The 24,951-nt window shown below is 70.8% G+C and carries 16 protein-coding genes and 1 pseudogene; 6 read left to right on the top strand and 11 right to left on the bottom strand.

The features are described 5' to 3' along the window. Window positions 1-49 precede the first annotated feature (49 nt). Together ACZ6IM_RS24580 and ACZ6IM_RS24575 are read left to right on the top strand one after the other, a co-directional pair. The gene (locus ACZ6IM_RS24580) at window positions 50-997 is read left to right on the top strand and encodes a LysR family transcriptional regulator (protein WP_052839560.1); all 948 of its coding nucleotides are present in this window, start codon (window positions 50-52) and stop codon (window positions 995-997) included. Window positions 998-1,136: 139 nt separating this feature from the next. Continuing rightward, a pseudogene (locus tag ACZ6IM_RS24575) lies at window positions 1,137-2,498 on the top strand (alpha-lytic protease prodomain-containing protein). A gap of 84 nt (window positions 2,499-2,582) precedes the next feature. On the opposite strand, the gene ACZ6IM_RS24570 reads toward ACZ6IM_RS24575, so the two are convergent. The 3 genes from ACZ6IM_RS24570 to ACZ6IM_RS24560 form a co-directional block, all read right to left on the bottom strand. Then, on the bottom strand, window positions 2,583-3,716 hold the full coding sequence (locus tag ACZ6IM_RS24570) for a hypothetical protein (RefSeq protein WP_052839558.1): 1,134 nt from the start codon (window positions 3,714-3,716) through the stop codon (window positions 2,583-2,585). 136 nt (window positions 3,717-3,852) lie between these two features. Then, window positions 3,853-4,521: a response regulator gene (locus ACZ6IM_RS24565; protein ID WP_469559068.1), complete on the bottom strand. Its 669-nt coding sequence runs from the start codon at window positions 4,519-4,521 to the stop codon at window positions 3,853-3,855. After that, a complete protein-coding gene (locus tag ACZ6IM_RS24560; RefSeq protein WP_052839557.1) occupies window positions 4,485-5,789 on the bottom strand; it encodes a sensor histidine kinase in 1,305 nt (434 codons plus the stop codon). Before ACZ6IM_RS24560 ends, ACZ6IM_RS24565 begins: the two co-directional genes overlap by 37 nt. 182 nt (window positions 5,790-5,971) lie before the next feature. Between ACZ6IM_RS24560 and ACZ6IM_RS24555 the strand changes: the two genes are divergently transcribed. Genes ACZ6IM_RS24555 through ACZ6IM_RS24545 form a run of 3 tightly spaced genes read left to right on the top strand, consistent with a single transcriptional unit; the run spans window position 5,972 to window position 9,698 of the window. Next, window positions 5,972-6,709, top strand: a complete 738-nt coding sequence (locus ACZ6IM_RS24555) for an ABC transporter ATP-binding protein (RefSeq protein WP_469559064.1) — start codon at window positions 5,972-5,974, stop codon at window positions 6,707-6,709. Further along, window positions 6,703-7,188: a hypothetical protein gene (locus ACZ6IM_RS24550; RefSeq protein ID WP_469559061.1), complete on the top strand. Its 486-nt coding sequence runs from the start codon at window positions 6,703-6,705 to the stop codon at window positions 7,186-7,188. The genes ACZ6IM_RS24555 and ACZ6IM_RS24550 overlap by 7 nt, the downstream gene beginning before the upstream one ends. After that, window positions 7,182-9,698, top strand: a complete 2,517-nt coding sequence (locus ACZ6IM_RS24545; RefSeq protein WP_469559059.1) for an FtsX-like permease family protein — start codon at window positions 7,182-7,184, stop codon at window positions 9,696-9,698. The genes ACZ6IM_RS24550 and ACZ6IM_RS24545 overlap by 7 nt, the downstream gene beginning before the upstream one ends. A gap of 157 nt (window positions 9,699-9,855) precedes the next feature. Here ACZ6IM_RS24545 and tuf read toward each other — a convergent pair whose 3' ends face one another. The 5 genes from tuf to ACZ6IM_RS24520 all read right to left on the bottom strand — a co-directional run bounded on the left by tuf (window position 9,856) and on the right by ACZ6IM_RS24520 (window position 15,554). After that, entirely contained in the window at window positions 9,856-11,049 is a 1,194-nt protein-coding gene (tuf, locus tag ACZ6IM_RS24540) for an elongation factor Tu (protein ID WP_052839555.1), read from the bottom strand. A gap of 173 nt (window positions 11,050-11,222) precedes the next feature. Further along, complete coding sequence (fusA, locus tag ACZ6IM_RS24535) at window positions 11,223-13,349, bottom strand: elongation factor G (RefSeq protein ID WP_052839554.1); 2,127 nt, start codon at window positions 13,347-13,349, stop codon at window positions 11,223-11,225. A gap of 39 nt (window positions 13,350-13,388) precedes the next feature. Continuing rightward, a complete protein-coding gene (rpsG, locus tag ACZ6IM_RS24530; protein ID WP_003974303.1) occupies window positions 13,389-13,859 on the bottom strand; it encodes a 30S ribosomal protein S7 in 471 nt (156 codons plus the stop codon). Between the two features lie 2 nt (window positions 13,860-13,861). Beyond that, the gene (gene rpsL / locus ACZ6IM_RS24525; RefSeq protein ID WP_003948652.1) at window positions 13,862-14,233 is read right to left on the bottom strand and encodes a 30S ribosomal protein S12; all 372 of its coding nucleotides are present in this window, start codon (window positions 14,231-14,233) and stop codon (window positions 13,862-13,864) included. Window positions 14,234-14,522: 289 nt separating this feature from the next. After that, entirely contained in the window at window positions 14,523-15,554 is a 1,032-nt protein-coding gene (locus ACZ6IM_RS24520; protein ID WP_469559054.1) for a glycosyltransferase family 2 protein, read from the bottom strand. A gap of 100 nt (window positions 15,555-15,654) precedes the next feature. On the opposite strand from ACZ6IM_RS24520, the gene ACZ6IM_RS24515 reads away from it, so the two are divergent. Next, the gene (locus ACZ6IM_RS24515; RefSeq protein ID WP_469559051.1) at window positions 15,655-16,947 is read left to right on the top strand and encodes a hypothetical protein; all 1,293 of its coding nucleotides are present in this window, start codon (window positions 15,655-15,657) and stop codon (window positions 16,945-16,947) included. A 24-nt stretch (window positions 16,948-16,971) separates the two neighbouring features. Here ACZ6IM_RS24515 and ACZ6IM_RS24510 read toward each other — a convergent pair whose 3' ends face one another. The 3 genes from ACZ6IM_RS24510 to rpoB form a co-directional block, all read right to left on the bottom strand. Next, window positions 16,972-17,163, bottom strand: a complete 192-nt coding sequence (locus tag ACZ6IM_RS24510) for a hypothetical protein (protein ID WP_469559048.1) — start codon at window positions 17,161-17,163, stop codon at window positions 16,972-16,974. 59 nt (window positions 17,164-17,222) lie between these two features. After that, window positions 17,223-21,122, bottom strand: coding sequence for a DNA-directed RNA polymerase subunit beta' (locus tag ACZ6IM_RS24505; RefSeq protein WP_052839550.1), 3,900 nt, complete (start codon window positions 21,120-21,122; stop codon window positions 17,223-17,225). Window positions 21,123-21,219: 97 nt separating this feature from the next. Further along, on the bottom strand, window positions 21,220-24,705 hold the full coding sequence (rpoB, locus tag ACZ6IM_RS24500) for a DNA-directed RNA polymerase subunit beta (RefSeq protein WP_052839549.1): 3,486 nt from the start codon (window positions 24,703-24,705) through the stop codon (window positions 21,220-21,222). Window positions 24,706-24,951: the final 246 nt, after the last annotated feature.

The following is a 24,951-nucleotide window of genomic DNA, read 5'->3' as shown; positions in this document are numbered from 1 at the left end:
TCCGTACCAACCTCTTGCCCCCGTCCTCCCCGCGTCGCAAGCTCCCCTCATGGAGCTGGAGTTGCGGCATCTCAAGACGGTCCGGGCCATCGCCGACGCCGGCAGCCTCACCAGGGCGGCGACGGCTCTCGGTCTCGCGCAGCCCGCGCTGAGCGCACAGCTCAAGCGGATCGAACGGGCCCTGGGCGGCGCACTGTTCGTACGCGGGCGGCACGGGGTGCGGGCCACCGCGCTGGGCGAACTGGTGCTGGAACGGAGCCGGATCGTGCTGCCCGCGGTGACCGAGCTGCAGCAGGAGGCGGCCCGGTTCGCCCGCGCACCGCGCACGGCCGAGCGGCTGCGGATCGGCGGCACCCACGGGCCCTTGCTGGGCGCCCTCCTCGACCGGCTGGCCGGTGTGGCGCCCGACGCCCGGATGACGACCTGCACCTCCTGGTCCGAGCGGGAGCTGGCCGGACAGCTCTCCGAGGGCCGGTTGGACTTCGCGCTCGCCGGGACCTGCGGCACCGCGCCGCCGCCCGCGGGCGAGGGGCTGGTGTGGCGGGAGGTCGCCGTCGACCCGGTGTTCGTCATGATGACCGACGGCCACCCGCTCGCCCACCGCGCGGAGGTGGGCCTGACCGAGCTGGCCGACGAGGAGTGGGCCTGCGTTCCCGGCGACGGCTGCTTCGGCGACTGCTTCACCGCCTCGTGCGCCCGCGCGGGCTTCACCCCGCGCCGCATGTACGAGACGGACACCGCGTCCCTCGTGCACCTGGTGCAGGTGGGGCGGGCGGTCGGGCTGTGCCGGGCGACCTTCCCGACCACGCCCCAGATCGTGACCCGGCCGCTGGCCGACACCCCGCTGACCTGGCGGCACCTGCTCGGCTGGCACGCGGCGACGCAGCGGCAGGACACCGCCGCCGCCGTGCTCGCGCAGGCCCGCATGGCGCACGCCGGCGTGGCGGCGAACAGCGACAGCTACACGGAGTGGATGTCGGCCCACCGGGTTCCCTGACGCCTTCTCCCCCGCTCCCCCCCGACCGCCCTCGCGGCCTTCCATAACGCCGGGGAGAGGGACGGCTGACCTCTTATGCCGGCCGGTCGTCCCTCCCTACGGTTTCGGCACCTCCCCACCGAGACCGAGGAGATCCCCCATGTCCCACCGACACCGACACCACAGAGCCGTGGGTGCCGCCGTCGCCGCGACCGCGGCCCTGCTCGTGGCCGGGCTCAGCGGCTCCGCGAGCGCCGGGACGGCACCCGCCGACTCCGCCCCCACCGCGGCCGAGACCCTGCGCACCGACGCCGCGCCCCCCGCTCTCCTCAAGGCCATGCAGCGGGACCTCGGCCTCGACCGTCAGCAGGCGGAGCGCCGCCTCGTCAACGAGGCCGAGGCCGGGGCCACGGCGGGCCGGCTGCGGGCCGCGCTCGGCGGCGACTTCGCGGGCGCCTGGGTGCGCGGTGCCGAGTCCGGCACCCTGACCGTGGCGACGACCGACGCGGGCGACGTCGCCGCGATCGAGGCGCGCGGCGCCGAGGCCGAGGTCGTACGCCACTCGCTCGCCGACCTGGACGCGGCCAAGGCCCGCCTGGACAAGGCGGCGGCCGGCCTGAACACCGCCGACGCGCCCGTCTGGTACGTGGACACGCGCGACAACAGCGTCGTCGTCGAGGCGATACGTCCGGCCGCGGCACGTTCGCTGCTGGCGGCGGCCGGTGTGGACCGTTCCCTCGCCCGCGTCGAGTCCCGCACCGAGCGGCCCCGCACCTTCTACGACCTGCGCGGCGGCGAGGCGTACTACATCGACAACAGCAGCCGCTGCTCGATCGGCTTCCCCGTCACCAAGGGCACCCAGCAGGGCTTCGCCACCGCCGGCCACTGCGGCCGGGCCGGCGCCGGCACCACGGGCGCCAACCGGGTGGCCCAGGGCACCTTCCAGGGCTCGGTCTTCCCGGGGCGCGACATGGCGTGGGTGGCCACCAACTCCAGCTGGACGGCGACCCCGTACGTCCTGGGCGCCGGTGGGCAGAACGTCCAGGTCACCGGTTCCACGGCGGCGACGGTCGGCGCCTCCGTGTGCCGCTCCGGCTCGACGACCGGCTGGCACTGCGGCACCATCACGCAGCTGAACACCAGCGTCACCTACCAGGAAGGCACCATCTCCCCGGTCACCAAGACCACCGTCTGCGCGGAGCCCGGTGACTCGGGCGGCTCCTACATCTCCGGCAGCCAGGCGCAGGGCGTCACCTCGGGCGGTTCGGGCGACTGCCGCTCCGGCGGCGAGACCTTCTTCCAGCCGATCAACGCGCTGCTCCAGAACTACGGGCTCACGCTCAAGACCACCGGCGGCGGCGACGGCGGCGAGGAGCCCGGCGGCACCTGGGCGGCCGGCACCGTCTACCAGCCGGGCGACACGGTGACGTAGGGCGGCGCGACCTACCGCTGCCTGCAGGGCCACCAGGCCTACGCGGGCTGGGAGCCGCCGAACGTTCCCGCGCTCTGGCAGCGGGTGTGACGCCCCACTGACCCCCACAGGGGACAACGGGGGACGGGTCCGGGCGTGCGTGAGGGAGAGCGCCCGGGCCCGGTCACGTCCGTGTCAGGTGCGGGTGACCTGGCCGCAGCCCTCCGATCCGGAGCCGGTGAGGGGGCGGCTGCGGTCGTAGGGGTCGGTCGGGGGGCCGGTGGGCCGCGCGCCGCCGGGACCGTCGTCGTCGGGGAAGCCGGGGTGCAGGAAGCCGTCGTGGACGTCGCAGTCGGTGTTGCCGTACTCGGAGAAGTACTTCTCCACCAGGAGCCTGCCCTCGGTCACGTTCCACTTCGCCGGGTCGTTCAGGGTCAGGGTGAGCACGCGGCGGATGACGGTGCGGGCGACCGGTCCGTCGTTCTCGCCGGTCCGCACCAGCGGGTAGACGAAGGTGTAGTCCGCGTCGACCTTCACCACGCCCGGTTCACCGGCGGCCACGGTCATGCGGCCACGGACCTTGACCACGTCACCGGCCAGGCGGGTCTCGGTCGGGTCGAAGCGGGTGAAGAGGCGGAGCGGGTCGTGGTCCTCGTCCGGGTCGCTCAGTGAGCGGCGCAGCTTCGGGAGCAGCTCGGGCTGCTTGGGGTCCAGGACGGCCAGCGCCTCGTCCGGCCGTTCCCCGCGCAGTACGGCGGGGTCGAGGTTGGCGGCGACCAGGAGTTCCTTGGTACGGCGCAGCGCGAACGCCACGTCGTCCTCGCCCAGGCCGGACAGCGCCTTCGCCCGCGGCGGCTCGATGGCGTCGGCGCCCTCGGCCCACCGCTCGGCGGGCGAGCCGCGGAAGGGGTGCTCGCGCGTGGCCGACCCGGCCGCTTCCCCGGGAGCGCCGGTCGGCCGCGCCGTCTCGGCCGCGGAGGCCGGCCGCGCGGAGGCGTCGTCCCCGCCGGGCAGCCGGTCCAGGACCAGGGAGGGCCGTACGGCGACCAGCGCGAGCGCCGCCAGCACCAGGACGACGGCGCCCGCGCCCCACCCGCGCCGACGGGTGCGGCCGGTGCCCCTCGGGCTGTGCTGCGGGGCACGCCAGGGCGTCGGCTCCGCCTGGTCCCGCAGCCGGGCCGCCACCATCCGCGCCCGCGCCGACGGCTCCTTGGGCGCCGGGACGCCCTCGCCCTCGGCCGCCTCCCGCAGGAACGTCGCCAACTCCTCGTCGGAGATCGCGGGGGCCGGTTCGTCGTCGGAGCGGTCGGGGGGCGGGACGGAACTCACGGGCTCACTTTCTGACTCGGTGCGGGCGAGCGCTCGCGGTGATCCATTCTGCCGTCGCGTGCGGGGCACGTGCCGTTCCGTGCGGGACTCGTGATTGATTCCGTACGCCTGTGGCCGGACCGACCGGCGATCCGCGTCAGGCCCGCAGATACGTCAGCACCGCCAGTACCCTGCGGTGGGTCTCGGTCGCCGGGGGCAGGTCGAGCTTGGTGAGGATGCTGCCGATGTGCTTGCCCACGGCCGCCTCGGAGACGACGAGTTCGCGGGCGATGGCCGCGTTGGACCGGCCCTCCGCGATCAGGGCGAGCACCTCGCGCTCGCGCGGGCTCAGCCGCTCCAGCGGGTCCCGGCGGCGGCGCAGCAACTGGCGTACCACCTCCGGGTCGACGACCGTGCCGCCGGCCGCGACCTCGGCCAGCGCGTCGACGAACTCCTCGACCTGGCCGACGCGGTCCTTGAGCAGGTAGCCGACGCCGGTGCCGTCGCCGGAATCCAGCAACTCGGCCGCGTAGGCCCGTTGCACGTACTGGCTGAGGACGAGGACGGGCAGGGCGGGCCGCTCCTCGCGCAGGCGCACGGCCGCGTGCAGGCCCTCGTCCTGGAAGCCGGGCGGCATGCGCACGTCGGTGACGACGATGTCCGGGGCGTGCTCCGTCACGGCCGCGACGAGGGCCTCCGCGTCGCCGACGGCCGCCACGACCTCGTGACCGAAGCGGGCCAGCAGGCCGGTCAGGCCGTCCCGCAGCAGCACGCTGTCCTCGGCCAGTACTACGCGCAGGGATCGCAGGGGCCGTACGGATCGCAAGGAATCTCCACGCTCAGCAGGGTCGGCCCGCCCGGCGGGCTGGACAGGGAGAGTCTGCCATCGAGGACCGACACCCGGTCGGCGAGCCCGGTCAGCCCGCTGCCCGCCGCGGCGTCGGCCCCGCCCCGGCCGTCGTCGCGGACGCGCAGCACGAGCCGTCCGTCGCGGTGGCCGCCGGTCACCTCCGCGCGGGCGGCGCCGCTGTGCCTGCCGATGTTGGCGAGGGCCTCGCAGACCACGAAGTAGGCGGCGGCCTCGACCGCCTGGGGCAGCCGTCCGGGCAGTTCCAGGGCGACGTCGACGGGGACGGCGGAGCGGTCGGCGGCGTCGGCGACGGCCGCGGGCAGGCCGTAGTCGGCGAGCACCTTGGGGTGGATGCCGTGGATGAGTTCCCGCAGTTCCTCCAGGGCCTTGCCCGCCTCGCCGTGCGCCTTGGCGAGCTGGTCGGCCAGCGGGCCGGGCGGGGCGTCCAGGCGGGCCAGGCCGAGGGCCATCGTGAGGGCGACGAGGCGCTGTTGGGCGCCGTCGTGCAGGTCGCGTTCGATCCGGCGCCGCTCGGCCTCGAAGGCGTCCACCAACCGCACGCGGGAGCGGGTGAGTTCGACGACCCTGGCCTCCGGGTCGCCCTCGCGCGGGGCGCGCACGAGCACGCGGGCCAGCTCGCCGCGCGCGCCCGCGGCAAGGCCCAGCGCGTAGCCGCCGAGGGCGAGGAGCAGCAGCCCGAGCAGCGCGACGCCGGACGCGGCCGGCCAGGTGGTGACCGTCCACTGCTTGAGGATCTTCGCCTCCTCGCCCCCGCCGGCCGTGGCCATCAGCAGGGGGGTGGCGGCGAGATGGAGGGGCGCCGCCAGGGCGAGGGCGACGACCAGGGCGTCCAGCGGCCACAGCAGCAGGGCGAACAGCAGCGCGTGGCCCAGCTCCCGCCAGGTCGCCCGCTCGCGCAGCCGGGTGAGCAGCCAGGGCCAGGGGCCGGTGGCGGGCGGCTGCCGTACCGGCCGGGCGGGCACGGCGGCGCGGTCGACCAGGCGCAGCCGGTGCCGTTCCATGCGGGCCACGGGGATGCCGACCAGGGCGGTGAGCACCAGCAGCGGCAGGCCCACCAGGACGACGGCGAGTGCGCCCGCGAGGGTGAGGGCGGCCACCGTCCCCACCAGGACCAGGGCACCGGCCACCGCCCCGGTCACCAGGTAAGCGACCGCGCGCCAGGGCCAGGCCGAGCGCAGGTAGCCGCGGGCGGACAGGGCCTGCCACACGTTTCGGGGGTGCATGCGGATCACCGTAGGACCCGCGCGTGGGGCGGGGCCATCGGTCCAGTGGGCGCCTCGCGGGTATGGCCTGCCCTACCCCGGCTCTCGCCCCTGCCGCACTGCGCCGGGGTGACCGCGAGCGGTTTCGTGGACCCCGTCAGCGAGCCGGGCACCGAGGTCCGGCCCCGAACGAGGGGGACACGATGAACGACGACGCGGTACGGCTGCGCTCCGTCAGCCGCAGGTACGGGTCGGGCGACAGCGCGGTGACGGCCCTCGACGCCGTCTCCGCCGTCTTCTCCCGGGGCACGTTCACCGCGGTGATGGGCCCCTCCGGCTCGGGCAAGTCGACCCTCCTGCAGTGCGCGGCCGGCCTGGACCGGCCCACGTCGGGGTCGGTCGTCCTCGGGGGCACCGAGCTGACCGGGCTGAGCGAGCGGCGGCTGACCCTGCTGCGGCGTGAGCGCGTCGGTTTCGTCTTCCAGGCGTTCAACCTGCTGCCGTCCCTGACCGCCGAGCAGAACGTGGCACTCCCCCTGCGGCTGTCCGGTCGCCGCCCTCCCCGCGGGCGGGTGCGCGAGGTGCTGCGCCGGGTCGGTCTCGCCGACCGCGCCCGGCACCGGCCGGCCGAGCTGTCCGGCGGTCAGCAGCAACGCGTCGCCCTGGCCCGGGCGTTGATCACCCGCCCGGAGGTGCTGTTCGCCGACGAGCCGACGGGGGCGCTGGACTCGCGCACCGGCCAGGACGTGCTGACCCTGCTGCGCGGCATGGTCGACACGGACGGCCAGACGATCGTCATGGTCACCCACGACCCGGTGGCAGCCGCCCGCGCCGACCGCGTGCTGTTCCTCGTCGACGGCCGCGTCCACGACGAACTGACCGGCTCGGGCCCCGACACCATCGCCGCCCGCATGACCCACCTGGAGACCGCCCCGTGCTGACCCCCGCCCCGCCCGTCACACGCCCCCACCGCCCCGCCCCCGGCAGCCGAAGGACCGCACCGGGCGCCGCCCTCACCGCCCCGGCCGGAGGCCACCGGCTGCTGACCGCCACCCCGCGTGCCATACACCCCCGGCAGGCCACCCGCGCCACCGCCACACCCGACACCCCACCACCGACCCCGACCGGCCCCACCCCCCAGCAGCCGAAGGACCGCACCACACGCCGCCCTCACCACCCGGCCAAAGGCCACCAGGTGCTGACCACCACCCCGCGTGCCATACGCCCCCGGCAAGCCGCCCGCGCCGCCGTCGCACCGGCACCGGCACCGGCACCAGCACCGGCACCGGCACCGGCACCGGCACCGGCCACCCCACCACCCGTCGCGGCGAACCCCGCACCGCCCCCGGCCGGCCAACCGGCCGCACCGCCCACCGGCACCACCACCCACCCGTCCCGGCCGGAGGCCGCCCCGTGCTGACCGCCACCCTGTCTGGCATGCGCGCCCGCTGGGCCGCTTTCGTCGGGAGCTTCGTCGCGTTGGCGCTGGGGGTGGCGCTACTGACCGTCACGGGGCTCGCGCTGGCCGCCTCGCTGGACGCGCCCGACCGTGCGCCGGAGCGGTTCGCCGCCGCGCCGGTGGTGGTGCGGGGGCAGGACACCCTGCGGGTGCCGACGCCCGCCGGGGAGCGTACGGAGGAACTGGCCCGGCCGCGTGCCGTGCCCGCCGCGGTCGTGGCCCGGCTGGAGCGGCTCGGCAGGGTCGTCGAGGACCGGTCCTTCCCGGTACGCGTCCGGGGCGGGAGCGGCCCCGGTGAGCTGGTGGGCCACCCCTGGTCCACCGCCGCGTTCGCCCCGTACCGGATCGGCGCGGGCCGCGCGCCCCGCGCCGCCGGCGAGGTCGTCGTCACCGGCGGCTGGGCCGCCCCGGGCGAGCGGGTGCGTACGGACCGGGGCACGCTGCGGGTGGTGGGGACCGTGTCCGGCCTGGGGTTCGAGGACGCCGTCTTCTTCACCGACGCGCGGGCGGCCGCACTCGCGCCGGTCAGCGTGCAGTCGGCGGTCGACGCGGGGGCGGCCGCCGTACGGGAGGCGGTGCGGGACGCCGTACGGGACTCGGTGCCCGGCAGCGCGGGCGTCCGGGTGCTCACCGGGGACGAGCGGCGGTACGCGGACGCCGACCCCGACCGGGACGACGAGGCGCTGACCGCCCTGAACGCCCTGTTCGGCACGGCCGGCGGCGTCGCCGCCTTCGTGTCGGTCTTCGTCGTGGCGTCCACCTTCGCCTTCGCGGTGGCCCAGCGGCGCCGAGAGTTCGGGCTGCTGCGCACGGCCGGGGCGACGCCGGGGCAGCTGCGCCGGACGGTGCTGGCCGAGGCCCTCGCCGTCGGCGTCCTCGCGTCCGCGGCCGGCTGCGTGCTCGGCGGGTACGGCGCCCCGCACCTGGCGGCACGCGTGGTCGACGGCGGCCTCGCACCGGCCTGGTTCGCCATCGGCGACCACACCTGGCCGTACCACGCGGCCTTCTGGACGGGGCTCGTCGTCGCCCTGTGCGGTGCGGCCGCGGCCTCGTGGCGAGCGGGACGGACCGGCCCCGTGGAGGCACTGCGCGAAGCCTTCGTCGACGCCGGACCGATGACCCGGGGGCGGTGGCTGCTCGGCACGGCGCTGCTGCTGACCGCGCTGGTGACGCTGGGCGCCTCCCTCGCCGGCGACCCCGGCGACCTGCTGCACCGCAAGACGTACGTGAGCCGCCCCATGCTGCTGATCACGGCGGTGGCCCTGCTCACGCCGGTCGCGGTGCGCCCGCTGACCCGGGTGCTCGCCTGGCTCCCGGCGCGGTTGCCGGGCGCCACGGGCATGCTGGTGCGGGAGAACGCGGCCGCCGGGGTCCGCCGTACCGCGGCCGTCGCCGCCCCCGTCCTGGTCACCGTCGCGCTCGCGGGCTCGCTGCTCGGCGCCACCGCGACGCTGAACGGGGCGAAGGCCGCCGAGGCGCGTGAGCGGACCCTGGCCGCCTTCGTGATCACCGCGCCGGGCGAGGGCGGCCAGGGCTTCGACGCCGGGACCCTGGAACGGCTGCGCGCGATCCCCGGGACCCTCGTCTCACCGTCCGCGTCGAGCGCGGTGTACGTCCTGGAGGACGACGTGGCACTCGTCGGCTCCGACGCCCGTGCCGTCGCCGGCCCACAGGCGCTCACCGCGACCACGCGGCTGCCGCTCGCGGCCGGGAGGGCGACCGACCTGGACGACCGCTCGATCATCGTGAACGAGGAGTGGGCGGAGCACACGGTCGGCCGCGACGTGCGGGTGTGGCTCGGGGACGGCACGGAGCGGACGCTGCGCATCGCCGCGGTCATGCACACCGGCACCGGCGGCAACGGGGTCTACGTCACCCCCGCCAACGCCCCCCGCGCCCCGGTCGACCGGGTGGACGTCGCCCTCGCGGACGGCGCCGACGCCGACGCGGTGGCGGACCGGCTGCGGCAAACGGTGGGACCGGCCGGCGGACAGGTGTCGACCAGGGACGAGTGGATCGCGGCCACCCACCCGCGGACCAACGGCACGACCCGGCTCGGCCTCCTGCTGGTCCTCGGCATCGCCCTGCTCTACACCGGGATCTCCGTGGTCAACACGATGCTGATGGCCGCCTCCGACCGGGTCCGCGACCTCACGGCACTGCGCCTCGCCGGAGCCACCGGCGGCCAGGTCCTCCGCCTGCTCGCCGCCGAGTCCCTCACGGTCGCCGCGGTCGGCACCCTGCTGGGCCTGACGGTCGCCGGGCTCAACCTGGCCGGCATGTGGGCCGCGCTGAGCCTGCTCTCGGTACCCGCCGCACCGGTACTGCCGTGGGCCGCCATCGGCACCACCGCAGCCGCCTGCACGGCACTCGCGACCACCGCCTCGGTCGTCCCCGCCGCCCTCCACCGCATCCGCCCTTGCCACCCACGAACGCCGCGGCAAGCGACGCCACCGCGATGGCCCGCGTGAACCGGTCTCCAACGTCTCAGGATTCTCACCACCCCGCCGACGGCAGTTGACGCGCTCCGGCCCCGGCCATGCGAAAGGGCCCGTACGACCGAAGTCGTACGGGCCCTTTCAGGCATCAGCCCATGTCAGGTCTGGTCGACCGACAAGCAAGCGGAGCTTACTTGTTGATCTTGGTGACCTGGCCGGCGCCCACGGTCCGGCCACCCTCGCGGATGGCGAACTTCAGGCCCTCTTCCATGGCGACGGGCTGGATGAGCTCCACCTTCATCTCGGTGTTGTCACCCGGCATGACCATCTCGGTGCCCTCGGGGAGGGTCACGACGCCGGTCACGTCCGTCGTACGGAAGTAGAACTGCGGACGGTAGTTGTTGAAGAAGGGGGTGTGACGGCCACCCTCGTCCTTCGACAGGATGTAGGCCTGGGCCTCGAACTCGGTGTGCGGGGTGACCGAGCCCGGCTTGATGATGACCTGGCCGCGCTCGACGTCCTCACGCTTGATGCCGCGAAGCAGCAGACCGACGTTCTCACCGGCCTGGCCCTCGTCGAGGAGCTTCCGGAACATCTCGATGCCGGTGACCGTGGTGGTGGTCTTCTCCTGCTTGATGCCGATGATGTCGACGGTCTCGTTGACCTTGAGGACACCACGCTCGATGCGGCCGGTGACGACCGTACCGCGACCGGTGATGGTGAAGACGTCCTCGATCGGCATCAGGAACGGCTTGTCGACGTCGCGCTCGGGCTCCGGGATGGCCTCGTCCACGGCCTTCATGAGCTCGAGGACCGAGTTGCCCCACTCCTTGTCGCCCTCGAGGGCCTTCAGAGCGGAGACCTTGACGACCGGCAGCTCGTCGCCCGGGAACTCGTACTCGGAGAGGAGCTCACGCACCTCGAGCTCGACGAGCTCCAGGATCTCCTCGTCGTCCACCATGTCGGCCTTGTTCAGCGCGACGACGATGTACGGAACGCCGACCTGGCGGGCCAGGAGCACGTGCTCCTTGGTCTGCGGCATCGGGCCGTCGGTGGCGGCGACCACGAGGATCGCGCCGTCCATCTGCGCGGCACCCGTGATCATGTTCTTGATGTAGTCCGCGTGACCGGGGCAGTCGACGTGGGCGTAGTGACGGGTCTCCGTCTGGTACTCGACGTGCGCGATCGAGATGGTGATACCGCGCTGGCGCTCCTCGGGAGCCTTGTCGATCTGGTCGAAGGCCGAGGCCTCGTTCAGGTCCGGGTACGCGTCGTGCAGCACCTTGGTAATGGCGGCCGTGAGGGTCGTCTTACCGTGGTCGATGTGACCGATGGTGCCGATGTTGACGTGCGGCTTAGTCCGCTCGAACTTCGCCTTCGCCACTGGGGTCCTCCTGTGGAGTGGTTCTGTACGCCTTACTCATCGGCGCCAGGTGATCTTTGCTGGAAAGCCCGGGTGCCGGGGGCATTCCGTCGGGTTCACGGCGGAATGCCCCATGCAGGCTCCGGGGTCAAGCCTAAAGCGTGAGAACGGGGTCCGTTAAACGGAGTAGCCCGTTACTCGCCCTTGGCCTTCGCGATGATCTCCTCGGCGACGTTCCGGGGAACCTCGGCGTAGGAGTCGAACTGCATCGAGTAGCTTGCGCGACCCGACGTCTTGCTGCGGAGGTCTCCGACGTAGCCGAACATCTCCGACAGCGGCACGAGGCCCTTCACGACGCGGGCACCCATCCGCTCCTCCATGGCCTGGATCTGGCCACGGCGGGAGTTGATGTCGCCGATGACGTCGCCCATGTAGTCCTCGGGCGTGGTGACCTCGACGGCCATCATCGGCTCCAGGAGCACGGGCGAAGCCTTGCGCGCGGCCTCCTTGAAGGCCTGCGAACCGGCGATCTTGAAGGCGAGCTCGGAGGAGTCGACCTCGTGGTAGCCACCGTCGATGAGCGTGACGCGGACGCCCGTCATCTCGTAGCCGGCCAGGATGCCGAACTGCATGGCCTCCTGCGCACCGGCGTCCACCGAAGGGATGTACTCCTTCGGGATGCGGCCACCGGTCACCTTGTTCACGAACTCGTACGAGGCGTCGCCGCCCTCGATCGGCTCGATCGCGATCTGCACCTTGGCGAACTGACCGGTACCACCGGTCTGCTTCTTGTGGGTGTAGTCCACGCGCTCGACGGCCTTGCGGATCGTCTCACGGTAGGCGACCTGCGGCTTGCCGACGTTGGCCTCGACCTTGAACTCGCGGCGCATGCGGTCGACCAGCACCTCGAGGTGCAGCTCGCCCATACCACCGATGATGGTCTGGCCGGTCTCCTCGTTGGTGTGGACCTGGAAGGACGGGTCCTCCTCGGCCAGGCGCTGGATCGCGACGCCGAGCTTCTCCTGGTCGCCCTTCGACTTGGGCTCGATGGCGACCTGGATGACCGGCGCCGGGAAGTCCATGGACTCCAGGATGACCGGGTTCTTGTCGTCGGACAGCGTCTCACCGGTGGTGGTCTGCTTGAGGCCCATGACGGCGACGATGTCACCGGCGCCCACCGACTCGATCTCCTCACGCTTGTTGGCGTGCATGCGGTAGATCTTGCCGATGCGCTCCTTGCGGCCCTTGACCGAGTTCAGCACCGCGGTGCCGGACTCCAGGCGGCCGGAGTACACCCGGACGAAGGTGAGCTTGCCGAGGTGCGGGTCGCTCATGATCTTAAAGGCGAGCGCGGCGAGCGGCTCGTCCTCCGACGGCTTGCGCTTGACGACGACCTCGGGGTCCTTGACGTCGTGGCCCTCGATGGCCTCGACGTCGAGGGGGGTCGGCAGGTAGCGCACGACCGCGTCGAGCAGGGGCTGGACGCCCTTGTTCTTGAACGCGGTGCCGCAGAACACCGGGGTGACCGTGGTGTCGCTGGACTTGCCGGAGGCGATGGTGATGCGACGGATCGCGGCGTACAGCTGCTCCTCGGTGGGCTCCTGGCCCTCCAGGAACAGCTCCATGACCTCTTCGTCGTTCTCCGCGACGGCCTCGACCAGCTTGCCGCGCCACTCCTCGGCGGCCTCGGTGTGCGTGGCCGGGATGTCGACGGTGTCGTACATCTCGCCCTTGGCGGCCTCGGCGGACCACACGAGCGCCTTCATGCGGACCAGGTCCACGACGCCCTTGAAGTCGGCCTCGGCACCGATCGGGAGCTGCATGACCAGCGGCTGGGCGCCCAGGCGGTCCGAGATCATCTCCACGCAGCGGTGGAACTCGGCGCCGGTACGGTCCAGCTTGTTGACGAAGCAGATACGCGGCACGCCGTAACGGTCGGCCTGACGCCACACCGTCTCGGACTGCGGCTCGACACCGGCGACACCGTCGAACACGGTCACGGCACCGTCGAGCACACGCAGGGAGCGCTCCACCTCAACGGTGAAGTCGACGTGCCCGGGGGTGTCGATGATGTTGATCGTGTAGTCGTTGTCCTCGAGCGGCCAGTGACAGGTGGTCGCAGCAGACGTGATCGTGATGCCACGCTCCTGCTCCTGCTCCATCCAGTCCATCGTGGCGGCGCCGTCGTGGACCTCACCGATCTTGTACGACACGCCCGTGTAGAACAGGATCCGCTCGGTGGTGGTCGTCTTGCCCGCGTCGATGTGGGCCATGATCCCGATGTTGCGGACCTTGGCCAGGTCAAGTGAAGTGGTAGCCATAAGGCTTCAGTCTTCTCTCGGTCTCGATGTGGGTAGCGACTACCAGCGGTAGTGCGCGAAGGCCTTGTTGGACTCGGCCATCTTGTGCGTGTCCTCGCGCTTCTTCACAGCGGCACCCAGGCCGTTGGAGGCGTCGAGGAGCTCGTTGAGCAGACGCTCGGTCATGGTCTTCTCGCGGCGGGCGCGGGAGTAACCGACCAGCCAGCGCAGCGCGAGGGTGTTGGCGCGACCGGGCTTGACCTCGATCGGCACCTGGTACGTCGCACCACCGACACGGCGGGACTTGACCTCGAGGGTCGGCTTGATGTTCTCGAGAGCGCGCTTGAGCGTGATGACCGGGTCGTTGCCGGTCTTCTCGCGCAGGCCCTCCATGGCGCCGTAGACGATGCGCTCGGCGGTGGAGCGCTTGCCGTTCAGCAGCACCTTGTTGATCAGGGAGGTCACCAGAGGAGAACCGTAGACCGGGTCGATGATGACCGGGCGCTTCGGGGCGGGGCCCTTACGAGGCATTCTTACTTCTCCTTCTTGGCGCCGTAGCGGCTGCGGGCCTGCTTGCGGTTCTTGACACCCTGGGTGTCGAGGGAGCCGCGGATGATCTTGTAGCGAACACCCGGCAGGTCCTTCACACGGCCGCCGCGCACGAGCACGATCGAGTGCTCCTGCAGGTTGTGCCCCTCACCCGGAATGTAAGCGGTGACCTCGATCCCACTGGTCAGACGCACACGCGCGACCTTACGCAGGGCCGAGTTCGGCTTCTTCGGGGTGGTCGTGAACACACGCGTGCAGACGCCACGACGCTGAGGGGAACCCTCGAGTGCGGGCGTCTTGTTCTTCTCGACCTTGTCCTGCCGGCCCTTGCGGACCAGCTGCTGGATCGTAGGCACTACTTCTCCGGTTTCTGTGTGCCGAATGGTGAAGCTAACCTGGAACGTCACCGACCCACGCGGTCGGGTGTGTCGAAGCCGCGAACTCCCGCCGCGAGGCGGAAGGAGACGCGAATTGCGGTGGCCACACACGGCCCTGGTGCGGCTGTAGACACGCACGAGGGCCAGGGCACACCCCAGGCACAAGGTCTGAGCGTACCTAGCGCATTCGCTGCGGTCAAAACAAATGGGCGACACCGGCCTCCACGCCCGGTTCACCCCACTTTGCCCTGATCGACAGGCGCCCGCCTCAGGCCCGCGGCATCGGGACGCTCGGCGCGTCCTCGTCCTCGTCCTCGCCGGCGTCCTCGTCCACGCCGGCGCCGGCAGCCGTGTCGTGGCGGACGAAGTACGTCGGCCGGTTCTGCACAGCCGTGTATATGCGCCCGACGTACTCGCCGAGCAGGCCCACGCAGACCAGCTGCACGGCGCCGATGAACACGATGCCGGTGAAGAGCGAGGTCCAGCCGGGCACCGTGCGGCCCAGGGCGAACGCGGTCAGCGTGTAGACCAGCAGCCCCAGGCAGACCACGAAGGCCCCGCCGCCCAGCCAGGTGGCGATGCGCAGCGGGGCCGCGGAGAAGCCGGTGACGCTGTCGACCGCCAGCCGGATCATCCGGCCCAGCGGGTACTTCGTGCGGCCCGCCGTACGCGGCGCGCGCTCGTACGTCACCTGCCCGCTCGGGAAGCCCAGCCAGGGCACCAGCAGGCGGTACACCCGCTGCTGGTCCGGCAGCGCCTTGAGCGCCTCCACGGCGGCCCGGCTCAGCAGCCGGAAGTCCCCCGCCTGGGCGGGGACCGAGGGTCCGGCCAGGCGCCGCATGAGCCGGTAGTAGACGCCCGCCGTCCACCGCTTGAACCCGGAGTCGCTGCTGCGGTCGGCGCGCACGCCGTAGACGATGTCGAGGCCCTCCGCGCGGGCCAGCGCGAGCATGTCGGGGATCTTCTCCGGCGGGTCCTGGAGGTCGGCGTCCAGGCTGACCACGTACGCGCCGCGGGCCCGGTCGAGCCCGGCCGTGAGCGCCGCCTGGTGGCCGGAGTTGCGCCGCAGGGCGACCACGCGCAGCTCCGGCCAGCCCAGCCGGAAGGCGTCGAGCAGCTCCGCCGTGCGGTCGCCGCTGCCGTCGTCGACGGCGACGACCTCGTGGGGGACGCCCAGCTCCGTCAGGACCGGACGCAACCTGGTGACCAGCGCGGGCAGGACGTCCTCCTCGTTGAACATCGGAATGACGACCGACAGCACGACCGGTTCGTGCCGCTCCGCGTCCCGTCCCTCGGGCACCGCGCCTCCCTCCGCATGACCTTGAGTACAGATGTGCGACTCTTGTGCGATCTTATGGCAGCAATTGACGGTTGAGGGTGGCCCGAGGGGGATGACAGCCATGGACACGGCTGCCGATGACACGGTGACCGACGGGCCGGCCGGCAGCGGCGGACGGCCGCCCGGCGAGGCCGGGGCACGCACCTGGCGGAGCCGGCTCCCCGCCCTCCCGGCCGGCGCGCGACCCTACCTCGCCCCCTTGGTGCTGTACGGCGTCACCAAACTCGTCGGCCTCGGGGTCTTCGCCTCCCTCCTGACGTACGCCGGGGACTTCCGGGGGAAGAACCCGCGCTTCGGCGGCGGCGCCCACTGGTGGGACGTGCTGGGCACCTGGGACGGCTGGTGGTACCTCCAGGTCGCCGAGCACGGGTACAGCCCTTCCCTGGTGCGGCTCGGCGGCGACGGCCTGTTCACGGTCCAGCAGAACTCGGTCGCGTTCTTCCCGCTCTACCCGGCCCTCATCCGCATGGTCTCGGAGACCACCGGCCTCGGCCTGTACGGCTCCGGGATCCTGGTCTCCGTCCTCACCTCGTTCGTCGCCGCGGCCGGGATCTACGCCGTGATCTCGCTGCTCGCGGGAGCCCGGGCGGGCACGATCGCGGCCGGGCTGTGGGCGGTGGCGCCCGGCGCGGGCGTCGAGTGGGCGGTGTACTCCGAGTCCCTGTTCGTCGCCCTCGCCGCCTGGACCTGCTACGCCGTCATGAAGGGCCGCTGGGTGGCGGCCGGCCTGCTGGCCTTCACCGCGGGCCTGAACCGGCCCACCTCCGCCGTCCTCATAGGCGCCGTGGGGCTCGCCGCGCTGGTGACGCTGGCCCGTCCCGCGTCCCGGCGCGAGCACGGCGTGCGCGGCCCGGTGTACGCCATGCTCGTCGCGCCGCTCGGCCTGCTCTCCTACATCGCCTGGGTCGGTTACAGCACCGGCGAGGCCACCGCCTACTTCACCCTCCAGCGCGAGGGCTGGGCGCACTTCTTCGACTACGGCGCCTACACCTGGGACGTGCTGCGCAACCTCGCGGTGGGCCGCGGCGACTACCCCTTCGCCTTCTCCACCCCGGACCTGCTTTCCCTCCAGCTGGTCCTGGCGCTGCCCTTCCTCGTCGCGCTGATGCTGCGCAGGAAGCCCCCGCTGGTCCTGGTCGCGTACACCCTGGCGACGATCGTCACGGTCCTGGGCACCCAGCAGATGTTCGGCAACACGATGCGCTACCTGCTCCCCGCCTTCCCCCTGCTCCTCGCTCCGGCCGCGGCCCTGAGCCGCCTGAAGCTCCCGAGCCTGATCGTCTTCTTCACCACGGCCTCGATCGCCTCCGGCTGGTACGCCCACTACGTCATCTTCGAACTGGGCGTGCCGTAGCCACCGCGCGGTGCGGCGGCGCCGTCACAGCGTGAAGAGCAGCCCCGTCACCGCCGCCGCCCACATCGCGCGGTGGTACGTGCAGACCGCGCAGACCGCGCCCACGTAGCCGCCGCTCGGCCAGTAGTGGCTGATGCATTCGCCCTCGACGCGGGTGCCCGCGGACTCCAGCCGCTTCGCCTTCCGCAGGGCGCTTCTGCCCCGCGGTCCGAGCACGCCGGAGGGCGGCCACCCCGCTCGGGGTGACCGCCCTCCGTTCGTATCAAGCTGCCCGCTTACTGGTTGTACGGACCGTAGTCGTAGTCCTCCAGCGGAACGGCCTGGCCGGAGCCCGTGCCGAACGGCGAGTAGTCGATGTCGTCGTAGCCGACGGCCGAGTACATCGCGGCCTTGGCCTCCTCGGTCGGCTCCACCCGGATGTTGCGGTAGCGGGACAGGCCCGTACCGGCCGGGATGAGCTTACCGATGATGACGTTCTCCTTGAGGCCGATGAGGCTGTCGGACTTGGCGTTGATCGCCGCGTCCGTCAGGACTCGGGTCGTCTCCTGGAAGGAGGCGGCCGACAGCCAGGATTCCGTCGCCAGCGAGGCCTTGGTGATACCCATCAGCTGCGGACGACCGGAGGCCGGGTGACCGCCCTCCTGGACCACACGACGGTTCTCGGTCTCGAACTTCGTGCGCTCGACCAGCTCGCCGGGCAGCAGCTCGGCGTCGCCGGACTCGATGATCGTCACACGGCGCAGCATCTGCCGGATGATGATCTCGATGTGCTTGTCGTGGATCGACACGCCCTGCGAGTTGTAGACCTTCTGGACCTCGCCGACCAGGTGGACCTGGACGGCACGCTGACCCAGGATGCGCAGCACGTCGTGCGGGTTGGTGGCACCCACGGTGAGCTTCTGGCCCACCTCGACGTGGTCGCCCTCGCCCACCAGCAGACGGGCACGCTTCGAGATCGGGAACGCCGTCTCGTCGCTGCCGTCGTCGGGGGTGACGACGATCTTCTTGGTCTTCTCGGTCTCCTCGATCCGGACGCGGCCGGAGGCCTCGGAGATCGGGGCGACACCCTTCGGGGTACGGGCCTCGAAGAGCTCGACGACACGCGGCAGACCCTGCGTGATGTCGTCACCGGCCACACCACCGGTGTGGAAGGTACGCATCGTCAGCTGGGTGCCGGGCTCACCGATGGACTGGGCGGCGATGATGCCGACCGCCTCACCGATGTCGACCAGCTTGCCGGTGGCCAGCGAGCGGCCGTAGCACATGGCGCAGGTGCCGACCTGGGACTCGCAGGTCAGGATCGAGCGGGTCTTGACCTCCTCGACGCCGTGGGCGACCAGGGCGTCGATCAGGACGTCACCGAGGTCGACGTTGGCCGGCGCGATGACCTTGCCGTCGATGACGACGTCCTCGGCGAGCATGCGGGCGTAGACGCTGGTCTCGACGTCGTCCGCCTTGCGCAGCGTGCCGTCCGCGTCGCGCACGGCGATCGGCAGCTTGAGGCCGCGCTCGGTGCCGCAGTCCTCCTCGCGGATGATGACGTCCTGGGAGACGTCGACCAGACGACGCGTGAGGTAACCCGAGTCGGCGGTACGCAGAGCGGTGTCCGCCAGACCCTTACGGGCACCGTGCGTGGAGATGAAGTACTCCAGCACGGACAGGCCCTCACGGAACGACGCCTTGATCGGACGCGGGATCGTCTCGTTCTTCGCGTTCGACACCAGACCACGCATACCGGCGATCTGACGCATCTGCATCATGTTGCCTCGTGCGCCCGAGTTCACCATCATGAAGATCGGGTTGGTCTTCGGGAAGTTGTCGTTCATCGCCTCGGCGACCTCGTTGGTCGCCTTGGTCCAGATCGCGATGAGCTCCTGCGTGCGCTCGTCCTTGGTGATCAGACCGCGCTCGTACTGCTTCTGGACCTTCTCGTCCTGCGCCTCGTAGCCCTTGACGATCTCCTTCTTCGCCTCGGGAACGACGACGTCGGAGATGGCCACGGTGACGCCGGAACGAGTCGCCCAGAAGAAGCCGGCCGCCTTCAGGTTGTCGAGCGTCGCCGCCACGATGACCTTCGGGTAGCGCTCGGCGAGGTCGTTGACGATCTCGGAGAGCTGCTTCTTGCCGACCTCGTAGTCGACGAACGGGTAGTCCTCGGGCAGCAGCTCGTTGAAGAGCGCGCGGCCCAGCGTGGTCTTCAGGGTGAAGGTGTCACCCTGCTGCCACTCCGGCTCACCCTCCTCGCGGGCCGGGGGCTCCCAGCCGCGGGGCGGGATGGTACCCACCGGGAAGCGGATGTCGACCTTCGACTGGAGCGACAGGTCGCCCGCGTCGAACGCCATGATCGCCTCGGCGGCGGAACCGAAGGCACGGCCCTCGCCCTTGAGGTCGCGGCCCTCGCCGTCGGTGGTGAGGAAGAACAGACCGAGGACCATGTCCTGGGTCGGCATCGTCACCGGACGGCCGTCGGCCGGCTTGAGGATGTTGTTCGAGGACAGCATCAGGATGCGGGCCTCGGCCTGCGCCTCCGCGGACAGCGGCAGGTGCACGGCCATCTGGTCACCGTCGAAGTCCGCGTTGAACGCGGTGCAGACGAGCGGGTGGATCTGGATGGCCTTGCCCTCGACCAGCTGCGGCTCGAAGGCCTGGATGCCGAGGCGGTGCAGGGTGGGCGCACGGTTCAGCAGCACCGGGTGCTCGGCGATGACCTCTTCGAGGACGTCGTACACCACGGTGCGGCCGCGCTCGACCATGCGCTTGGCGCTCTTGATGTTCTGCGCGTGGTTCAGGTCGACCAGGCGCTTCATCACGAACGGCTTGAAGAGCTCCAGCGCCATGGCCTTGGGCAGACCGCACTGGTGCAGCTTCAGCTGCGGGCCGACGACGATGACGGAACGCGCCGAGTAGTCGACTCGCTTGCCGAGCAGGTTCTGACGGAAGCGGCCCTGCTTGCCCTTGAGCATGTCGGACAGCGACTTCAGCGGACGGTTGCCGGGGCCCGTCACCGGGCGACCACGACGGCCGTTGTCGAAGAGCGCGTCGACGGCCTCCTGGAGCATGCGCTTCTCGTTGTTCACGATGATCTCGGGCGCGCCGAGGTCGAGAAGCCGCTTCAGGCGGTTGTTGCGGTTGATGACACGGCGGTACAGGTCGTTCAGGTCGGAGGTCGCGAAGCGGCCACCGTCCAGCTGCACCATCGGACGCAGGTCCGGCGGGATGACCGGCACGCAGTCCAGCACCATGCCCTTGGGGCTGTTGCTGGTCTGCAGGAACGCGGAGACGACCTTGAGGCGCTTGAGCGCACGGGTCTTCTTCTGGCCCTTGCCGGTGCGGATGATCTCGCGGAGGCGCTCGGCCTCCTCGTCGAGGTCGAAGGACTCCAGGCGCTTCTGCAGCGCGGCGGCGCCCATCGAGCCGTCGAAGTAGGTGCCGAAGCGGTCGCGCAGCTCGCGGTAGAGCAGCTCGTCGCCCTCCAGGTCCTGGACCTTGAGGTTCTTGAACCGGTTCCACACCTCGTCGAGGCGGTCGATCTCGCGCTGCGCACGGTCGCGCAGCTGCTTCATCTCACGCTCGGCGCCCTCGCGCACCTTGCGGCGCACGTCGGCCTTGGCGCCCTCGGCCTCCAGCTCGGCCAGGTCGGTCTCGAGCTTCTTGGCGCGGGCTTCGAGGTCGGAGTCGCGGCGCTGCTCGATCTGCTGGCGCTCGACGGAGACGTGGGCCTCCAGCGACGGCAGGTCGCGCGTACGGCGCTCCTCGTCCACGAACGTGATCATGTACGCGGCGAAGTAGATGACCTTCTCGAGGTCCTTCGGCGCCAGGTCCAGCAGGTAGCCCAGGCGCGACGGGACGCCCTTGAAGTACCAGATGTGGGTGACGGGAGCGGCCAGCTCGATGTGGCCCATCCGCTCACGGCGCACCTTGGCGCGAGTGACCTCGACGCCGCAGCGCTCACAGATGATGCCCTTGAAGCGGACGCGCTTGTACTTGCCGCAGTAGCACTCCCAGTCCCGGGTCGGACCGAAGATCTTCTCGCAGAAGAGTCCGTCCTTCTCGGGCTTGAGGGTGCGGTAGTTGATGGTCTCGGGCTTCTTGACCTCGCCGTGGCTCCACTGACGGATGTCGTCAGCGGTGGCCAGACCGATCCGGAGCTCGTCGAAGAAGTTGACGTCGAGCACTATGCGTCAATCCCTCTCAGGGTTGTAAGTCTGTGGTCTGAAACGGGGGTCGCGGGATCGGCGGGGCCTGTGGGTGACAGGCCCCGCCTGACTCCCGTCAGACCTCTTCGACGCTGCTCGGCTCGCGCCGGGACAGGTCGATGCCGAGCTCCTCCGCAGCGCGGAAGACGTCCTCGTCGGTGTCACGCATCTCGATGGACATGCCGTCCGAGGACAGCACCTCCACGTTGAGGCACAGGGACTGCATCTCCTTGATGAGCACCTTGAAGGACTCGGGGATGCCGGGCTCAGGGATGTTCTCGCCCTTGACGATGGCCTCGTAGACCTTCACGCGGCCGGTCACGTCGTCGGACTTGATGGTCAGCAGCTCCTGGAGGGCGTACGCGGCGCCGTAAGCCTCCAGCGCCCACACCTCCATCTCACCGAAGCGCTGGCCACCGAACTGGGCCTTACCACCCAGCGGCTGCTGGGTGATCATCGAGTACGGGCCGGTCGACCGGGCGTGCAGCTTGTCGTCGACCAGGTGGTGGAGCTTGAGGATGTACATGTAGCCGACCGAGATCGGCTCCGGGAACGGCTCGCCGGAGCGGCCGTCGAACAGCCTCGCCTTGCCGGTCGGGAGCACCATGCGCTCGCCGTCGCGGTTCGGGATGGTGTGCTGGAGCAGGCCGGCCAGCTCGTCCTCGCGCGCACCGTCGAAGACCGGGGTGGCGACGTTGGTGCCGGGCTCGACCTTGTCGGCGCCGATGGCCTGGAGCCGCTGCGCCCACTCCTCCGCGAGGCCGGAGACGTCCCAGCCGCGGCTGGCGAGCCAGCCGAGGTGGATCTCCAGGACCTGTCCCGGGTTCATTCGGGACGGGACACCCAGCGGGTTCAGGATGATGTCGACGGGCGTGCCGTCCTCCAGGAACGGCATGTCCTCGATCGGGTTGATCTTGGAGATGACGCCCTTGTTGCCGTGGCGGCCGGCGAGCTTGTCACCGTCGGTGATCTTGCGCTTCTGCGCCACGTACACGCGCACCAGCTGGTTCACACCGGGGGGAAGCTCGTCGCCCTCCTCGCGGTCGAAGACGCGGACGCCGATGACCTTGCCGATCTCGCCGTGCGGCACCTTCAGGGAGGTGTCGCGCACCTCGCGCGCCTTCTCACCGAAGATCGCGCGGAGCAGGCGCTCCTCCGGGGTCAGCTCGGTCTCACCCTTGGGCGTGACCTTGCCGACGAGGATGTCGCCGGCGACGACCTCGGCACCGATGCGGATGATGCCGCGCTCGTCGAGGTCGGCGAGGACCTCCTCGGAGACGTTCGGGATGTCCCGGGTGATCTCCTCGGGGCCGAGCTTGGTGTCACGGGCGTCGACCTCGTGCTCCTCGATGTGGATCGAGGAGAGGACGTCGTCCTGCACGAGGCGCTGCGACAGGATGATCGCGTCCTCGTAGTTGTGACCCTCCCACGGCATGAAGGCGACCAGCAGGTTCTTGCCGAGCGCCATCTCGCCGTTCTCGGTGGCCGGACCGTCGGCGAGGACCTGGCCCTCGATGACGCGGTCGCCCTCGGAGACGATGACCTTCTGGTTGACCGAGGTGCCCTGGTTGGACCGGGAGAACTTGGCCAGGCGGTACGTGATGTACGTGCCGTCGTCGTTGGTCGTGGTGATGTAGTCCGCGGAGACCTCCTGGACCACACCCGGCTTCTCGGCCTTGACCACGTCACCGGCGTCGGCGGCGGAGCGGTACTCCATGCCGGTGCCGACGAGCGGGGACTCGCTCTTGATGAGCGGCACGGCCTGACGCATCATGTTCGCGCCCATGAGGGCACGGTTGGCGTCGTCGTGCTCGAGGAACGGGATCATCGCGGTCGCGACCGACACCATCTGGCGCGGCGAGACGTCCATGTAGTCGACGTCGTCACCGGGGACGTAGTCGACCTCGCCGCCACGACGGCGGACCAGGACGCGGGCCTCGGCGAACCGCATGTCGTCGTTGAGCGTGGCGTTGGCCTGCGCGATGACGAAGCGGTCCTCCTCGTCGGCGGTCAGGTAGTCGACGTCGTCGGTGACCTGGCCCTCGACGACCTTGCGGTACGGCGTCTCGATGAAGCCGAAGGGGTTGATCCGGCCGTAGGACGCGAGCGAGCCGATCAGACCGATGTTCGGGCCTTCGGGCGTCTCGATCGGGCACATGCGGCCGTAGTGCGACGGGTGCACGTCGCGGACCTCGAAGCCGGCCCGCTCACGGGAGAGACCACCCGGGCCGAGGGCGTTCAGACGACGCTTGTGCGTCAGCCCCGACAGCGGGTTGTTCTGGTCCATGAACTGGGACAGCTGGCTGGTGCCGAAGAACTCCTTGATGGAGGCGACGACCGGCCGGATGTTGATCAGGGTCTGCGGCGTGATGGCCTCGACGTCCTGGGTCGTCATGCGCTCGCGCACGACGCGCTCCATACGGGCGAGACCCGTACGGACCTGGTTCTGGATCAGCTCGCCGACGTTGCGGATGCGGCGGTTGCCGAAGTGGTCGATGTCGTCGGTCTCGACGACGATCTCCCGGCCCGACTCGCCGACCGTCTCGGTCTCACCGGCGTGCAGCTTCACCAGGTACTTGATCGTGGCGATGATGTCGTCGGTGGTGAGCACGCCGGCGTCCAGCGGCTCGTCCGCGCCGAGCTTCTTGTTCACCTTGTAGCGGCCGACCTTGGCGAGGTCGTAGCGCTTCGGGTTGAAGTAGAGGTTCTCGAGCAGCGTCTGCGCGGCCTCACGCGTGGGCGGCTCGCCCGGACGCAGCTTGCGGTAGATGTCGAGCAGCGCGTCGTCCTGGCCCTGGGTGTGGTCCTTCTCCAGGGTGGCACGCATGGACTCGTACTCGCCGAACTCCTCGAGGATCTGCTCGGTCGTCCAACCGAGGGCCTTGAGCAGGACGGTCACGGACTGCTTGCGCTTGCGGTCGATGCGCACACCGACCATGTCGCGCTTGTCGATCTCCATCTCCAGCCAGGCACCCCGGGACGGGATGATCTTGGCGGAGAAGATGTCCTTGTCGGACGTCTTGTCGATGGAGGAGTCGAAGTAGACACCCGGCGAACGGACCAGCTGCGACACCACGACACGCTCGGTGCCGTTGATGACGAAGGTGCCCTTGTTCGTCATGAGCGGGAAGTCGCCCATGAAGACCGTCTGGGACTTGATCTCGCCGGTCTCGTTGTTGGTGAACTCGGCGGTGACGAAGAGCGGGGCCGCGTACGTGAAGTCACGGTCCTTGCACTCGTCGATGCTGTTCTTCGGGGGCTCGAAACGGTGGTCGCGGAACGTCAGCGACATCGACCCGGAAAAGTCCTCGATCGGAGAGATCTCCTCGAAGATCTCCTCCAGACCGGACTTGGTGGGGACGTCCTGACCGGACTCCAGAGCCGACTCGACGCGAGCCTTCCACGCGTCGTTGCCGAGCAGCCAGTCGAAGCTCTCGGTTTGCAGCGCGAGAAGGTTCGGAACCTCGAGGGGCTCCTTGATCTTTGCAAAGGAGATGCGCAGCGGGGCGGTGCTGGCAGCGTTGTTCGTATTCGCGGTCGAGGCATTGCGCGAGGCGGCCAAGAGGGGGTCCTTCCGAGGGCTCGGACTCACTACGCGCGTACCGGCCCCTCTTCCGTGCACGGAGACAGGGGGTGCCTGATGTGGCTAAAGAGCCAGGTCAGACATGCTCTGGTCGTCAGTGCTCGGGCGAGGGTAGACCCCTGGTGACGGGCAGGGGGCAGCTAACAGGCAGCGCAAAGGGTCAGTGTAGCCACTTGGCACACTGATGTCCAGTGCGGTTCTCGGGGACCGTGTTCACTCCTCGTT

The sequence above is a fragment of the Streptomyces sp. NPDC042336 genome, assembly GCF_055581985.1.
Note: the sequence above shows the minus strand (reverse complement) of the source record. Positions and strands in the feature narration are given on the sequence as shown.